13 protein-coding genes are annotated in these 15958 nt (G+C 69.9%); 9 read left to right on the top strand and 4 right to left on the bottom strand.

All coding sequences use genetic code 11. The annotated features are described in order from the left end of the window. Positions 1-44: 44 nt before the first annotated feature. Complete coding sequence (locus SROS_RS07685; RefSeq protein ID WP_012888337.1) at positions 45-3260, bottom strand: ATP-binding protein; 3216 nt, start codon at positions 3258-3260, stop codon at positions 45-47. Between the two features lie 180 nt (positions 3261-3440). After that, positions 3441-3746: a hypothetical protein gene (locus tag SROS_RS07680; protein ID WP_012888336.1), complete on the bottom strand. Its 306-nt coding sequence runs from the start codon at positions 3744-3746 to the stop codon at positions 3441-3443. A 235-nt stretch (positions 3747-3981) separates the two neighbouring features. Between SROS_RS07680 and SROS_RS07675 the strand changes: the two genes are divergently transcribed. From SROS_RS07675 to SROS_RS07660, 5 genes are all read left to right on the top strand, one after another. Further along, a complete protein-coding gene (locus SROS_RS07675; protein WP_012888335.1) occupies positions 3982-4833 on the top strand; it encodes a helix-turn-helix domain-containing protein in 852 nt (283 codons plus the stop codon). A 58-nt stretch (positions 4834-4891) separates the two neighbouring features. Then, complete coding sequence (locus SROS_RS47255; protein WP_012888334.1) at positions 4892-5104, top strand: DUF397 domain-containing protein; 213 nt, start codon at positions 4892-4894, stop codon at positions 5102-5104. A 239-nt stretch (positions 5105-5343) separates the two neighbouring features. Continuing rightward, positions 5344-5544, top strand: coding sequence for a DUF397 domain-containing protein (locus tag SROS_RS07670; RefSeq protein ID WP_012888333.1), 201 nt, complete (start codon positions 5344-5346; stop codon positions 5542-5544). Positions 5545-5596: 52 nt separating this feature from the next. After that, positions 5597-6025, top strand: coding sequence for a large conductance mechanosensitive channel protein MscL (gene mscL, locus SROS_RS07665; protein ID WP_012888332.1), 429 nt, complete (start codon positions 5597-5599; stop codon positions 6023-6025). A 171-nt stretch (positions 6026-6196) separates the two neighbouring features. Further along, positions 6197-6805 carry a hypothetical protein gene (locus tag SROS_RS07660; protein ID WP_012888331.1) on the top strand — a complete coding sequence of 203 codons (609 nt, stop codon included), beginning with the start codon at positions 6197-6199 and terminating at the stop codon, positions 6803-6805. 50 nt (positions 6806-6855) lie between these two features. Here SROS_RS07660 and SROS_RS07655 read toward each other — a convergent pair whose 3' ends face one another. After that, the gene (locus tag SROS_RS07655; RefSeq protein WP_245564584.1) at positions 6856-7836 is read right to left on the bottom strand and encodes a Gfo/Idh/MocA family protein; all 981 of its coding nucleotides are present in this window, start codon (positions 7834-7836) and stop codon (positions 6856-6858) included. A gap of 75 nt (positions 7837-7911) precedes the next feature. Beyond that, positions 7912-9495, bottom strand: coding sequence for a peptide chain release factor 3 (locus SROS_RS07650; RefSeq protein WP_012888329.1), 1584 nt, complete (start codon positions 9493-9495; stop codon positions 7912-7914). A 226-nt stretch (positions 9496-9721) separates the two neighbouring features. On the opposite strand from SROS_RS07650, the gene SROS_RS07645 reads away from it, so the two are divergent. The 4 genes from SROS_RS07645 to SROS_RS07630 all read left to right on the top strand — a co-directional run bounded on the left by SROS_RS07645 (position 9722) and on the right by SROS_RS07630 (position 15957). Further along, complete coding sequence (locus SROS_RS07645; protein WP_012888328.1) at positions 9722-10483, top strand: PP2C family protein-serine/threonine phosphatase; 762 nt, start codon at positions 9722-9724, stop codon at positions 10481-10483. 320 nt (positions 10484-10803) lie between these two features. Continuing rightward, positions 10804-12807: a glycoside hydrolase family 71 protein gene (locus SROS_RS07640; RefSeq protein ID WP_012888327.1), complete on the top strand. Its 2004-nt coding sequence runs from the start codon at positions 10804-10806 to the stop codon at positions 12805-12807. 450 nt (positions 12808-13257) lie between these two features. Beyond that, positions 13258-13806, top strand: a complete 549-nt coding sequence (locus SROS_RS07635) for a hypothetical protein (protein ID WP_245564583.1) — start codon at positions 13258-13260, stop codon at positions 13804-13806. Positions 13807-13818: 12 nt separating this feature from the next. Beyond that, positions 13819-15957, top strand: coding sequence for an SPFH domain-containing protein (locus tag SROS_RS07630; protein ID WP_012888324.1), 2139 nt, complete (start codon positions 13819-13821; stop codon positions 15955-15957). Position 15958 lies beyond the last annotated feature (1 nt).

The raw sequence follows: 15958 nt of genomic DNA, 5'->3' as shown, positions 1-15958 counted from the left end.
CCATGCGTGCTTTCCCACCCTCAACACGGCGACCTTCATCCCCTTTATCCCAAAGGAGGACTAAGAGTCGCCTGTCGTGCCCGCAGGTCCCGGAGCGCGGGTTCGTACACCTCCGCCCCCGAGCGGCGGACGAACGCCTCCGCGGCCCGCAGGTGGGCCTCGGCCCGTTCCCCGTCTCCCTCCAGCAGCGCGAGCCGTCCCAGGCACAGGTCGGTCACCGACCAGCCCAGCAGCCGGCCCGCGCTCGGGGCGAGCCGGTCGTACAGGGCCCGCCCGGCGGCCACGTCGCCGAGCGCCGCGCAGATCTCGCTGAGGGCGTCCGACACGAACCGGTAGGCCAGGTCCGGGCCGATGGGCGTGGAGACGTCGCGGACGAGCCCGGCGAAGACCGCGCGCGCCTCATCGGTCCCGCCCAGGTCGATCAGGGCCAGGCAGCGCAGGATCCGCCAGGACCACTCGCCGGGGCGCCGGCCGAGCATCTCGTCGGCCAGCGCGAGCGCCTCGCCGGCCGCGCCCCGGGCCCTCAGGGCGAAGAAGTGCAGCACGCCGCTGCGCAGGTGGGTCTCGCTCCGGCCCAGGGCCCCCTCCGGGTGGGCCGCGCCGGACTCCTCGGCCGCGGCGAGGGCGTCGGCGAAACGCCCGCCCAGGTAGGCGTGGATCGCGCGCTGCCAGGCGGCCAGGCTGACCATCGAGGGGAGCCGGAGCCGCTCCGCGGTCTCCCCGAGCCAGGCCAGCAGATCGGCTGCCCGGTCCGTCCGGCCCTGGGCGACCAGCTCGACGTACTCGCACTCGCGGCCGTTCCACTCGGTGGCCAGGTCGCCGGTGCGGCGGCCGATCTCCACGATCTCGTCGATGACCGCCCGCGCGCCGTCGCGGTCGTGGTCGTGCCTGAGCAGCATCTCCAGGGCGATCAGCGCGGCGGCCAGGGTCCGGTCGTCGCCGGTACGGCGGGCCAGCCGTACCGCCTCGTGCGCCATCGCCACGCTGTGCTCGACGGACCGGACCGTGAAACCGGTCATCGCGGCGGCGGCGAGCAGCCGGGCCCGCCACGGCGAGTCCTCCGCCAGGTCGGAGGCGAGGACGCGGTCGATGCGCTCGGCGAGCCGGTCGATGCCGGTCATCTCCTCGTACATGCCCAGGTAGATGGGGTCGGAGAAGCCCAGCGCCGCGCGGGCCAGCCGGTTGACGTCGCCGAGTCCCTCGGCGATCTCGGCGGCGGCCTCCAGGGAGGCGTGGGCGGCGATGTTCGTGCCCGCCGCCGCCTGGGCCTCGGCCAGGTCGAGCAGGAGGTCGCAGCGGAGCGCGTCGTCGGTCCTGGGGAGCCGGTCGATCATCTCGATCGCCTGCTCCAGGTTCTCCACCGCGTCCTCGTGGGCGAACTGCGCCATCGCCTGGGCCGCCGCGCGCCGGGTGTAGCCGATGGCCTTGCCCGTCATCCGGGGGGTCAGCAGGCCCTCGCGGTAGTGGTGGGCGATCTCGGTGAGGCGGGTCCCGCTCCGCTCCTCCAGCACCTCGGCGATCCGCGCGTGCAGCCGCCGGCGGCGCAGCGGCGGCAGCGCCTCGCGCAGCACGTCGCGGACGATGTCATGGACGAAACGACAGGTCAGGCCATCGCCCTCGACCAGCAGCCGGGCCCGGACCGCGGCGTCGACGATGTCGAGCACCCGGTCCTCGGGCAGCTCCAGCACCCGGAGCAGGATGTCGGTCGCCGCGTCCCGGCCGAGCAGGGCCGCGACGGTCAGCACCTCCTCGGTGTCCGGCGGCAGGCCGGCCATCCGGCCGCGCACGACGTCGGACAGGGCCTGCGGTGTCTCCCCCAGCTGCAGGACCTCCCCCAGGAAGAACGGGTTTCCCGCGGTCAGCCTGCCCATCTCCGCCGCCCGGCCCGGATCGGCACCGGCCCGGCCGAGGTATTCGCGGACCTCCTCCTCACCGAACCCCCGCAGCAGGAGCCGCCGCACGTGCGGCAGCCGTACCAGCGCGCCGAGGGCGCGTTCCAGCGTCCCCCCGGCCTGTACGTCGGTGTCGCGGTAGGTCGCCACCACGGTCAGCTCCGGGCAGAGGCGGGTGGAGGCGAGGAACTCCAGCAGCCGGAGCGACGACGCGTCCGCCCACTGGAGGTCGTCGAGGACGACCAGGACCCGGCCGTGCTCGTTCAGCAGCCGGGCGAACGCCTCGTAGAGCTGGAACTGCCCGGTGGCGGCGAGCTGGGCCGGCCCGCCGTCCCCGCCGACCAGTTCCTGTACGGCCTGCGTCCACGGCCAGAAGGGCGGCGCGCCGGCGCCGTCCCAGCAGCGGCCCCACACCACCCGGCGTTCCGCGGAGCGGGCGGCCTCGGCGGCCTGCTCGGCCAGGCTGGTCTTGCCGATCCCCGGCTCCCCGGCCAGCAGGACCACCCGGTGGCCCTCCCCCGCGACCGCCAGGTCCAGCACCCGGACCTCGGCGTCCCTGCCGACCAGCCGCGCGCCCTGCCGTACCGTCGCGCGGACCCGGGGCGTGAGGGCGGGATCCTGGGCGAGGATGCGCCGCTCCATCTCCCTGGACCGGGGGTCGGGGTCCAGCCCCAGGCCCTCCACCAGCAGCCTGCGCCCCTCGGCGAGCACGGCCAGCGCCTCGGCCTGCCGTCCGGCCTGGTAGAGCGCGTGGGCGCCGAGCACGCGGAGCCGCTCCCTGAACGGGTGGGCGGCGACGAGCTGGGCCAGCCCGCCGGTCAGCGTGGATCCCCGGCCGAGGGCGAGGTCGGCCTCGGCCACCTCCTCCTCCAGCGTCAGCCGGAACTCGGTCAGATGGGCGATCTCCTCCACGGCCCAGGAGGCGCCCGCGAAGTCCGTGAGCGGATCCCCGCGCCATTCCGCCAGAGCCAGCCGGAGCCGCCTGCCCGCGACCACGTGCTCGCCGGCGGCGCTCATACGCCCGCCCTCGGCCGCGTGCCCCCGGGCCCTGGCCAGGTCGAGCGCGCTCTCGGGGATGTCGAGGGCGTAGCCGCCGGGCCTGCTGACCAGGATCGTGGGGGGCACGTCCCGCCGCCTGCCGGGCTCGAAGACGCGGCGGAGCTTGGAGACGTAGGCCTGGACGGTGTTGACCGCGCCGGGCGGCGGCCCGTCCTCCCAGAGCGCGTCGATCATCCGGCTCAGCCCGACCGGGCGCGGGGCGGCGAGCGCGCACAGGGCCAGCACCGCCCGCTGCTGGTAGGGCCCGATGTCCAGCGACGTCCCGTCGTCGGCGACCACACCGACCGGTCCCAGCACACGAAAGTCCATCCGGCCACCTCGCTCGCGAACTCGGCCGATAGTACCTTTCGTTCCGTATCGGCATCTCTCACTGATGCTCGCCATCGGCATCTCTCACCGATGCTCACCCCGTATCGGCATCCCTCACCGATGCTCACCCCGTATCGGCATCCCTCACCGATGCGCGACGGCTCGCCTGTCCGCACCGGCTCACCGCTCGTCGCGCACCTCCGGCCTGAGCCGGTCGATCCGCCCGGTGCCGTCACAGAGCGAGCACGGCTGCCGCCTGCCGGTCGTGTCCGCGCCGTGGCACAGACCGCACTCCAGCAGGGTGCCGAACCTGGGATCGCGGTAGGCGTGCCGGAACAGCCGACCGCGGTCGGTCTCCCATCCCTGCACCCACGCGAACGCGTCCAGCTCCGCGAAGATCCCTGCGTCCAGCGCCCGCAGGCCAATGATCAGTAGGCTGCCCGCACCGATCCAGTGATCGTTGCGGAGGTCGATTTCATACTTCAAGGACCATCGCCCCCTTGAAGGTTCGCCCCGACAGGGGCCTCGCTCACCTTTTACCCGGGTCTGTGCCATCGACGACTGCCATTGGCAATTGCCACATGAATATACCCTTGGCGGTTACCTTCGGAGATTGCCGGACGATACTGCCATTTGACTGTTACCATCGCCACGACCTGGGAAGACTTCCATGAGTGAGGCGGCAGCCGCCTGCACCACCGGGAAGAAGAGGTGAGCGCCGATGGCCGGTACCAACCCCACTCTGCGCCGCCGACAACTTGCCAGCCGTCTGCGGGAGCTCCGCGAGCAGGCCGGGAAGAGCATCAAGGAGGCGGCCGAACAGCTCGAATGCTCACCGGCCAAGATCAGCAGGATCGAGACCGCCCAGCGGGGCGCCCTCCCCCGGGACGTGCGCGACCTGTGCCTCTTCTACGGGATGACCGAGCAGACGCAGATCGACGCCCTGATGTCCCTGGCGCGGGAGGCCAAACAACAAGTTTGGTGGCAGGAGACGGAAGACGTCGACTTCCGCCCGTTCCTGGGCCTGGAGATCGACGCCACGTCGATCTCCGAATACGAGACGACGACCGTCCCGGGACTTCTCCAGACCGAGGAGTACGCCCGCGCGATCATCAAGGGATATCTGCCGAGGATGGACCCGGACGTGCTGGAAGAACGGGTCGCCTACCGGCTGAGGCGCCAGGAACGCCTGCACGGACCCCAGCCGCCGAAATACTGGGTGCTGCTCGACGAATCCGTACTGCATCGCCATGTAGGCGGGGCCGATGTCATGAGAAAGCAGCTGGAGCATATCGAGAAGACCTCCGAGCTCCCCCATGTGACCATTCAGGTGATTCCTTTCACCGTCGGCGCGCACATGGGGTTCGACAGCGCTTTCGTCTTGCTGGAGTTCTCCGACCCCACCATCGGCGACACGGTGTACCTGGACACCCTCATGGGTAGCTTCTACCTGGAGAAGGCCAAAGAACTTGAGCGTTTCAGAGAAACGCTCAACCATCTTCGCGCAGTGGCCCTGAGCCCACAAGAATCAGCGGTGCACATCGCGAGGGCATACGACAGATTCGCTGCCTGACCGGCACATTCCGTCATCAGACAACACACTAATCCCGACAAATTTTCATGGAGAGACGATGACGTCTTCCAAACCCGCCGAACTCCCGTCCCTGGAGTGGCAGGTCTCAAGCCGGTGCAACAACGGCTCCTGTGTGGAAATCACCAGACTTCCCAACGGAGACGTGGGCATGCGTGACAGCAAGGATCAGAGTGGGCCGATCCTGGAATTCACCGTAGCAGAATTCCGGTCTTTCATATACAGCATCAAGAACGGAAGGTTCGACCTGTAGGAGCCGACTTCCCATAAAGGAAGCGCGAGACCACGGACGGTGCCGGCGGAGGATCCCGCCGGCACCGTTTATCTTGCCGCCGGCGGCGGACGCGGATTCATTTCCGATGACCCATCCGGCACTCGCCCCCCGGCAACCACAGCAAACGATCACAGGCCGGTGACGTGAAAATAGACTATAATTCTCGCGGCGCGGCGCTCTTCCGTAGAAGAGTTATCAATCTTTCCGGGAGGAAACGCATGGACAGCGACTCGCGGTTCCATGGGGCGGTCTGGCGGTCCAGGTGCAACAACGGCACCTGCGTCGAGATCGCATCGCAGGACGGCTGGGTCGGCGTACGGGACGGCAAAGCCGGTGGTACCGGGCCCGTCCTGTCGTTCACCCACGAGGAGTGGAGCACCTTCGTCATGGCCGTGAAAAACGGGGATTTCGACGTTTGACCCGGTTTGCGGGGGTAGTCCGAGCGTTCTCACGAGTGGAGGACGCTGAGGAATGGGCGGATTCAAGAAGTTCCTGATGAGGGGAAACCTCGTCGAGCTCGCCGTGGCGGTGGTGGTCGGAGCGACCTTCAGCGGCCTGGTGCAGGCGCTGGTCAAGGACCTGATCACGCCGTTGATCGCGGCGATCACCGGGGGCGGCGGGCCGGACTTCTCGCAGTACGTGTTCACGGTCAACGGCGCCAAGTTCATGTACGGCGACTTCATCAACCACCTGCTGAGCTTCCTGATCATCGCCGCGGTCATCTACTGGCTGGTCGTGATGCCGATGACCCGGGTCATCGCCTTCTTCGACAGGGACAAGAAGGCCACCGAGAAGGAGTGCCCGGAGTGTCTCAGCGACATCCCGGTCGACGCCAGCCGCTGCGCGTTCTGCACGGTGGAGCTGTCCCAGGTCCGCGCCGCGGACCGGCCCCCCGCGTAGACCGCGCCGCGTCCGGACCGGTCCGGACGTAGCGCCGTCCCCCTCCGGAACGCCTCGGGCGACCGCCGGACGGGGGTCCCCAGGCAGCGGCGGCCACCCGGCCGCCCGAGGGCGGCGACGCCGGGAAGGGGCCCGTTCGGCCCGGGGAATCTTCTGTAGGACGATGAGACGGTGAGCGTAGAACTGGCCGTCTGGCACGAGCCCGAGCCGATCACCAAGGAGCACGCGGAGACCGTCTTCCAGGCGCTCCGCCGCGGAGAGCCCGACGCCGCCGCGCCGCATCCCGGGGTGGCGGCGTTCGCCGCGCGGCTGGCCGAGGCCGAGCGGGTCTCCCCGGCCTGCGCCGTGGTCAGCGTGGACCCGGAGAGGGCCGACGAGGTGTCGGGCGAGGCCTTCGCCCTGGCCCGCGAGTGCGGGCTGGTCTGCTACGACCCGCAGCGCGGGCTGGTGCACAACCTGGCTCCGCTGGGCGTCTACTCCGGCATGCAGATGCACACGGGCGACGGGATGATCGTGGTCGATCCCGACCTGCGGCTGGTCACCGACGCGCTGGCCACCATGGCGCCGCAGAACCCGTTCACGGCGCTGGTCGTCTTCGGAGAGCACTTCATCCAGACGTCCCCCGAGATCACGGGCTACGAGCTGGAGTACAAGGACAGCGTCCAGGACCTGATGTTCCGCACGCACGTCTCCGACCTCGAAACGGTCCAGGACGCCTTCACCGAGTACGCCACCGGCGGGCGCGCCTTCCTGGACGGCCACGACTGGCGCCGCGTCTGAGGCCGTCCCCGGGCCTTCCGGCCCCGCGGACGGCCCCAGGGCCGCGCGGGTCACTCGCCGGGGAAGCGGACCCCCACCTGCCTGCGGACCTCGTCCATGACGCCCATCACGTCGAGGGTGGCCTGCCAGGGCACGAGCGGGCTCTCCAGCAGCCCCTCGCGCAGGCAGCGCATGGCCTCGACCGCCTCGTGCAGCATGCCGGTCCCCTCGTAGGGGACGTGGAAGGTCTCCGGCGCGGCGCCGGCCCGGTGCAGGACGAAGGCGCCGGGGCGGAAGAACAGGTGCGGCAGCTCGATCCGGCCGAGCGGGCCGGAGACCGACGCGGTGACCGGGCCGTCGGTGGTGATGCCGCAGGACAGCAGCGCGACCGCGCCGCTGTCGTAGCCGAGCAACATGCCGGTGTTCTCGTCCACGCCCTCGGGGGTCAGCCGCGCCCAGGACTGCACCCCGGCGGGGGCGCCGAGCATGAGGTAGGCGAAGGAGATCGGGTAGACGCCCAGGTCGAGCAGGGCGCCGCCACCCAGCTCGGGGTCGCGGAGCCGGTGGTCCGGCTCGACGGAGACGGAGATCCCGAAGTCGGCGTGGACGGCCTCGACCGGGCCGATCGCTCCCCCCTCGACCAGCTCCACGATCTTGCGGATGGCCGGGACGCAGCGCATCCACATGGCCTCCATGAGGAACAGCCTCCGCTCCCGCGCGAGATCCACCAGCTTGGCCGCCTGGGCCCGGTTGAGCGTGAAGGCCTTCTCGCACAGCACGGCCTTGCCTGCGTTCAGGCAGGTCAGCACGGCGTCGTAGTGGGCGTTCTGCGTGTTGGCGACGTAGACGATGTCCACGTCGGGATCGGCGGCCAGCTCGGCCCAGCTCCCATGGGCGCGGGGGATGCCGTACCGGTCGGCGAACGCGCGGGCGGACTCGGCGGATCTGGACCCGACCGCGACCACCTCGGCGTCCGGCACGAGCCTCAGGTCCTCGGTGAACGTGGCGGCGATCCCGCCGGTTGCCAGAATTCCCCACTTAATCGTGCTCATGGGGACATATCTCACCATGTATGCCTTTGCCGGTACGGCTCGCACCGGGCCCCCGGTGCGAGCCGTACCGGACGGTCAGCCGCGGGTGTCGGCGAGCAGGGCCTTGAGCACCAGGCCGGGATGGTCGCGCAGCACGCCGCGCATCCGCCACTCGTCGGTGAACAGCGCCAGCAGCTCCCCGTCGATCGCGCGGGTGAAGACCTCCACACCGCGCTGGCGGGCCAGGACCGGCGCGGACTCGGCGTCGGTGATCCTGGCCAGGCTGAAGTCGAGCCGGTCCATCGCGATCTCGGTGTTGAACTCCCCGGCCAGCCGGTGCTTGACCACGTCGAACTGCATCGGTCCGACCGCCGCGAGCACCGGGGACTGGTCGCCCCGGATCTCGGAGCGGAGGACCTGCACGACGCCCTCGGCCTCCATCTGCTCGATGCCCTTGCGGAACTGCTTGGCCCGGCTGGAGTCGCGGCAGCGGGCCGTCCAGAAGTGCTCGGGCGCGAAGCTCGGGATCCTGGGGAACTCGACCGCGGAGCCGTCGTAGAGGGTGTCGCCGGGGCGCAGGGCCGTGGCGTTCACCAGGCCGACCACGTCACCGGGGAAGGCCTCGTCGATCGTGGCGCGCTCCTGGCCGAAGACCGACTGGGCGTACTTGGTGGCGAAGGGACGCCCGGTCGCGGCGTGGGTCAGCACCATGCCCCGCTCGAACCGGCCCGAGCAGACCCGGACGAAGGCGATCCGGTCGCGGTGCGAGGGGTCCATGTTGGCCTGCACCTTGAAGACCAGGCCGGAGAACGGCCGGTCCAGCGGGCGCGGGTCGTCCTTGACATCCGGACGGGGCGCGGGGGCCGGGGCGATGTCGACCATGGCGTCCAGCAGGCGGCCGACGCCGAAGTTGTTCAGGGCGGCGCCGAACAGCACGGGGGTGGACTCGTGCGCCTCGAACGCCTTCTGGTCGTGGTCGGAGCCGATCGCGGAGAGCAGGTCGACCTCGTCCTTGGCCCGCTCCCAGTCCTCCCCGATCTCGGCGAGGGCCTGCTCGGGTGTGAGCTCCGTCTCAATGGCCTTGGTGGCCCCGCCGGGGGTGCGGGTGTAGCGGACCGCCTGGTCGACGACGCGGTCCACCACGCCGTGGAAGAAGCCGCCGGTGCCGATCGGCCAGGTGATCGGGGTGGGCCGCAGGCCGGTCTTCTCCTGGATCTCGTCCAGCAGTTCCAGCGCCTCGCGGCCGGGACGGTCCCACTTGTTGACGAACGTGATGACCGGGATCCGGCGGTGCCGGCAGACCTCGAACAGCTTCAGGGTCTGCGGCTCCATGCCCTTGGCCGCGTCGAGTAGCATGACCGCGCAGTCGACGGCGGCCAGCACCCGGTAGGTGTCCTCGGAGAAGTCGGCGTGGCCGGGGGTGTCGACCAGGTTGAACATGTGCCCCCGGTATTCGAACCGGAGAGCGGCGGAGGTGATGGAGATGCCTCGGGCCTTCTCCATGTCCATCCAGTCGGAGGTCACACCGCGGCGGCCGGCCTTGCCGTGCACCGCACCGGCCTCGGTGATGGCGGAGGCGTGCAGCGCCAGCGCCTCAGTCATGGTCGACTTACCCGCGTCGGGGTGGCTGATCACCGCGAACGTGCGGCGCCGGGCCGCCTCCTGGAGGATCGCGGTCATTTCCTGGTCTCCTAGCCGTGCGTAAAGTGGGGAACCCCGCACAGTGCGGGCCGCCGAAACAGCTTACGCGCCGCCGCGGCCGTCAACAGATGTGGCAACACTTCCTCAGGCCGCTTGCGTCACCATGGTGTTCAGTGGATTGTGGAACAACTCGGTTCGCCCCATGCCCGTCCCAACTGCCCGAAAGCGACCCGCTCGTGCAACTCGACGTTCCAGTGGTGTGCAGATGATCACGCTTCGCTATGCGGCAGGCTCCGATATCGGCCGGGTCCGCCAGGGCAACGAGGACGCGGCCTACGCCGGCGCCCGGCTGCTCGCCGTCGCCGACGGCATGGGCGGCCACGTGGGCGGGGAGGTGGCCAGCTCGGCGGCGATCGCCGCGGTCTCCACCCTGGACCACGAGGTCCCGGAGGACCTGGCCGCCGCGGCCGAGGCCGGGGTCCGCAAGGCCAACCAGCGCCTGCGCGAGCTGGTCGAGCAGGATCCGAGCCTCACCGGCATGGGCACCACTCTGACCCTGATGCTCTGGGACGGACCGCGGGTCGCCCTCGCCCACATCGGCGACTCCCGCGCCTACCTGCTCCGCAACGGCGATCTCTACCAGATCACCTATGACCACACCCTGGTCCAGACGCTGATGGACGACGGGCGGATCACCGCCGAGGAGGCCGCCCGGCATCCGCACAGGTCGATCCTGCTCCAGGTCCTGGACGGCGGCGACACCATCGACCCCGACCTCTCCCTGCGCGACGCCGAGGTCGGCGACCGCTACCTGCTCTGCTCCGACGGCCTGTCCGGGGTGGTCGAGGCCGACCGGCTCCGCCACGTGCTCGCCGACATCGACGACCTCGAGGCGGTGACCCGGCGGCTCATCGAGCTCGCCTGTGACGCCGGCGGCCCGGACAACATCACCTGCGTGGTCGCGGACGTGGTCGAGGGGCCCGGTTCGGACACCCCCGTGGTGGTCGGCTCGGCCGCCCCCTCCTAGCGTTCCGGCCGTGACGCCCCGGTGGTGGGCGGTCAGCCGTCGAGGACTGCCGGGTCGAGCCGGTGGAGCCGTTCGGGATCAGCCGGCACGTCGGTGGTGAGGACCCTCCCGCCTGTGACGGTGAAGGCAATGACGGACAACGGCCGTCCGTGTGCGGCGACGACGACTCCGGCGGCGCGGTGGCGGGCCGGGACCGAGCGGATCGGGCCGCTCTTGTAATCGTTTACTGCTTGCCTCGTTCCAATTTCGGATTTCCGATACGCCCCGGATAGGTCGCGTTATGGTGAAAACCCCACCGAAACGATCAAGGAAAGCCGACAATGAATTTGCAGGTCAAACTGGGAAAGACGGTGGCCTTATTGGTCGGCGTCCTGGTCCTGGGCATGTCGGGACCCCCGATGGCCGGTGCGGCGACCCGCTCGGCCGCTCCGGCGCCCATCACCCTCACCGCGGTCAAGGACACCTACGCCAGCCAGGCGAGTCCCACCCGCGTTCACGAGACCTACACCTGGCTGTCGGTGTGCGCGAAGACGTGTGACGGGAAACCCGGCGCCGAGCGGCGCGCCCTGGCCGGGTTCACCGTCGCAGGCGTGCCCGCGGGCGCGCGCGACGTCACGATGGTGCTGGAGGTGACGGCCGCCCGGACGACCGACACGACCGTCTCGGCGAGCAAGGTCACCGGGAGTTGGGCCCCGGCCACGACGACCTGGAACAGCCTCCCGCAGTACGGCCCGGCGCTCGCCGAAAGGGAGGGCCTCGTCAACGGAGCGGTCGCGAAGTTCGACGTCTCCGCGGCGTTCACCGGCAACGGCTCCTACTCCTTCGGGTTCACGTCGGCGTCGGGCGCGCAGGGGGTCCTGCACTCGTCCCGTTCGACCTCGGGCAAGGGCCCCCGCCTGGTCGTCACCTACACCGCGCCAGCCGCGACCCCGGCCCCCACGGCGACGCCCACGCCCACGGCCACCCCCGTGCCGAAGGGGCCTCTCCCCTTCGACCTGCCCACGGCCAAGACGCTGCGTGCCTCCTCGCACAAGGTCTTCGCGCACTACTTCACGCCCTATCCCCTCTCCCTGGACAACAAGGCCGCGAGTGAGGACTACTACACCAGGAACTACCTCAACCCCGCCGGAGAGAGCGGCAAGCACGCGGCGTACGGCGGCCTGCTCCGCGACCGTCCGCTCCCCCGCGCGCCGCTCGCCGGCAACTGGCAGCTCCAGGACATGGAGACCGAGGTCCGTACGGCCGCCGCGGCGGGCATCGACGGCTTCACCGTCGACATCCTCTCCCTGACCAGTCAGAACTGGACGCGCCTGAAGCTGCTCATCCAGGCGGCGGAGAAGGTGGATCCCGGCTTCACCATCGTCCTGATGCCCGACATGACCTCGCTGAAGTCCGACGCGGCGACCCTGGCGGCCTCCCTCGCCGACCTGGCGAAGTCGGAGTCGGTCTACCGCCTCGACGACGGGCGGCTGGTCGTCTCGCCCTTCAAGGCCGAGGCCCAGACCCCGGCCTGGTGGTCGAACCTCATCTCCATCATGAACAGCGAGTACGGCATCAAGGTGGCCTTCGTACCGCTGTTTCTGAACTTCTCCTCCAACGCCTCGGCCTTCGCCCCGATCAGCTACGGCTTCTCCAACTGGGGTAACCGGAGCCCGGCCCAGCAGTCGGGCATCGCGAGCAACATCAAACTCGCGCACAGCCTCGGCAAGATCTGGATGCAGCCGGTGTCGGTCCAGGACGAGCGCCCCAACCAGGGCGTCTACGACGAGGCCGGCAACACCGAGAACCTCAGGACCACGTGGGAGAGATCCATCACGGGGGGCGCGGACTGGGTGCAGCTCACCACCTGGAACGACTTCTCCGAAGGGACCCAGTTCACCCCGTCGGTTCACAACGGCCACGCGTATCTCGACATCTCGTCCTATTACCTGACGTGGCTGAAGACGGGGAAGGCCCCGCCCATCGTGAGGGACACGGTCTACCTGACCCATCGCTCGCAGCTCGCGGCGGCGAGGCCGGCCTCGGGAACTCAGACGAAGTTCATGACGCCCCGCCCGGGGACCGGCGCGCCCCGTGACGCCGTCGAGATCCTGTCGTTCCTCACCGGCGCCGCCACCGTGAACGCCTCGATCGGCGGAACGGCCGAGAACTACCAGGGCAGGGCGGGGATGCAGGTCCAGCTCTACCCGCTGGCGTTCGGCACCAACAAGGTCTCGGTGGTCCGCTCCGGGCAGACCACGGCGACGGTCACCTCACCCTTCACGGTCAAGCAGACCGTCACCGTGCAGGACCTGCAGTACAACGCGGCCGGCAGCGGACGCTGACACCCCGGCCCGCCCGGCGGGCCGGGGACGCCGGATCCTGGTCGCGGCGCGGGTCAGCGGCTATCGTCGGTTTCCCTGAACTCCTCGCCGATCACCGCCCCGGAGGGATGTCATGTACAAGGAATTCGCCATCGAGGCGATCGTGTGGCTCATCCCCGTCGTGATCCTCGTCGGCCTGGCCTACATGATCACCCGTCCCGCCTGATCTCTCCCTCGCAGCCGAGGACGCGGAGCCCCGCGTCCTCGGCTTTCTCATGCCCAGCGCAAGTTTCCCGTCATTCCTTAGATTTCGGGAACTATCCCCTTTACTCAATCTTTATATGTATATAGTCAGGCACATGCGCTCGGGGGAGCGCCGTTAAGCACGCCACAGGGGGATCTCGCTCGCCGATGGGCCATTTCGTCGATGCCGCATTTGCTTTTCCAACCGTTCTCTTCACATTCCTGCTCGTGGTGATCATCGGTTACTGGCTGCTCGCCGTGTTCGGCGGCATCGGGTTCGACGACGCCGACGCCGGGACGGAGACGGCGGGGTTCGCCGGGTTCCTCGGCGGCCTGGGGCTGGGCGGGGTGCCGGCTTCCGTGACCGTGTCGCTGCTGGTCGTCATCGCCTGGTTCGTCAGCCTGGCCGGCGGCGTGCTGTTCAGCGGCGTCCCCGCGCTGACCGTGGTGCCGGCCGCCGCGCTCGCCTGCGCCTGGGCCGGCACCCGCCTGATCGTGCTGCCGCTGCGCCGCGCCGCGCGCGGGGAGCGCGCGCCCTCCCGCGCCGACTTCGTGGGCCGGACGTGCGTCGTCCGCACCGGCCGGGTGGGCAGGGACTTCGGTCAGGCCGAGGTCACCGCCGCGGACGGCTCCTCCGCCCTCGTCCAAGTCCGTCAGACCGGCGACGACGCTTTCGGCGCCGGCAGCACCGCCCTGATATTCGCCTACGACTCCGCGGGCGAGTTCTTCTGGGTGATGCCCTACGACGCCGAACTCGACCCTGACCGTCCTCTTTAGCCGAAGGACCACATGGACGTCATCTCCACCGGATTCGGCATCCTCCTCGCCGTCATCCTTCTCGTCGTCATCGGTTTGCTGGTCACGGCCAGCCGCCTGTTCAACAAGGTCGAACAGGGCAAGGCACTGATCGTCTCCAAGGTCAACAAGGTGGACGTCACCTTCACCGGGGCGATCGTGCTGCCCGTCTTCCACCGGTCCGAGATCATGGACATCTCGGTGAAGACCATCGAGATCGAGCGGACCGGCCGCGAGGGCCTGATCTGCCGGGACAACATCAGGGCCGACATCCGGATCACCTTCTTCGTCCGGGTCAACAAGACCGCCGAGGACGTCGTCAAGGTCGCCCAGGCCATCGGCACCGCGCGGGCCAGCGACCAGGAGACGCTGCAGGAGCTGTTCAGCGCCAAGTTCTCCGAGGCGCTCAAGACCGTCGGCAAGCAGCTCGACTTCGTGGACCTCTACACCCAGCGCGACCAGTTCCGCGACCAGATCATCCAGGTCATCGGCACCGACCTGAACGGCTACAGCCTTGAGGACGCCGCCATCGACTACCTGGAGCAGACCTCGCTGCTCTCCCTCGACAAGGACAACATCCTCGACGCTCAGGGCATCAGGAAGATCACCGAACTGACCGCGATCGAGCACGTGCGGACCAACGAGTTCCAGCGGCGCGAGGAGAAGGAGATCACCCGCCAGAACGTGGACGCGCGGGAGGCCATCCTCGAACTGGAGCGCCGCCAGGCCGACGCGGAGATCAAGCAGAAGCGCGAGGTCGAGACCATGCGTGCCCGCGAGGAGGCGGAGATCCTCAAGGTCCGGGCGGAGGAGCGGCTCAAGGCCCAGGCCGCCGGCCTGCGCACCGACGAGCAGCTCGGCATCCAGCAGGAGAACCAGGCCCGCGAGATCGCCGTGGCGGCGAAGAACCGCGAGCGGGTCATCGCCATCGAGTCCGAGCGGATCGAGAAGGACCGCATGCTGGAGGTCATCTCCCGCGAGCGTGAGACCGAGCTGTCCCGCATCTCCAAGGACAAGGAGGTCGAGGGCGAGAAGCGGTCCATCGCCGAGGTGATCCGGGAGCGGATCGCGGTGGAGAAGACGGTCGCCGAGCAGGAGGAGAACATCAAGCGGCTGCGGGTGGTCGAGGAGGCCGAGCGGACCCGCCAGGCCGTGATCATCCAGGCCGAGGCCGAGGCGCAGGAGAGCCTGGTCAAGGACATCAAGGCGGCCGAGGCCGCCGAGGCGGCGTCCAGGCACCGGGCACGCGAGGCGCTGGTGCTGGCCGAGTCGCGGCAGCAGGCCGCCGAACTCGACGCCCGCGCCAAGATCCGGCTGGCCGAGGGCGTCCAGGCCGAGGCGGCCGCGGCCGGCCTCGCCGAGGTGCAGGTCCGGGAGCGGGACGCCGCGGCGATCGAGAAGGTGGGCCGCGCCGAGGCCGCGGTCGAGCGGGAGAAGGCGCTGGCGGTCGCCGAGGGCGACCAGGCCAAGGCGCTCGCCTCGGCCATGGGGGTGCGGGAGAGGCTCAAGGCGGAGGCCGAGGGCGAGCAGGCGATGGCGCTCGCGACCGCCTCGGCCGTCGGCGAGAAGCTCAAGGCCGAGGCCGAGGGCCTGACCCAGAAGGCGGCGGCGATGGCCGCGCTGGACGACGCGAGCCGTACCCACGAGGAGTACCGCCTGCGGCTGGAGGCGGACAAGGAGATCCGCCTCGCCGGGGTGAACGTCCAGCTCAAGGTCGCCGAGGCGCAGGCCGCCGTACTGTCGGCGGGCCTGTCCAAGGCCAACATCGACATCGTCGGCGGCGACAGCGTGTTCCTCGACCGGCTGATGGGCTCGATCACCATGGGCAAGAGCGTGGACGGCTTCGTGCAGCACTCCGACGTCGCCCAGGCTCTGGCCGGGCCGTACCTGGACGGCTCGCAGAGCCTGCCCGCCGACCTGACCAGGATGCTCGGCTCGCTCGACACCGCCGACGTGCGGAACCTGTCCCTGTCGGCGCTGCTGGTGAAGCTGGCCGCGGGCGGAGCCGACGCCGACCGGCTGCGTGAGCTGCTGGGCGGCGCGCAGAAGCCCGGCGCCGGCACCCAGGCCGTCACCGACGTCCCGGTCGCCGCCGAGGTGCCGGTCGCCGCCCTCAACTCCGGCAAGCAGTGAC

This window comes from Streptosporangium roseum DSM 43021, assembly GCF_000024865.1.
Lineage (GTDB): Bacteria > Actinomycetota > Actinomycetes > Streptosporangiales > Streptosporangiaceae > Streptosporangium > Streptosporangium roseum.
Note: the sequence above shows the minus strand (reverse complement) of the source record. Positions and strands in the feature narration are given on the sequence as shown.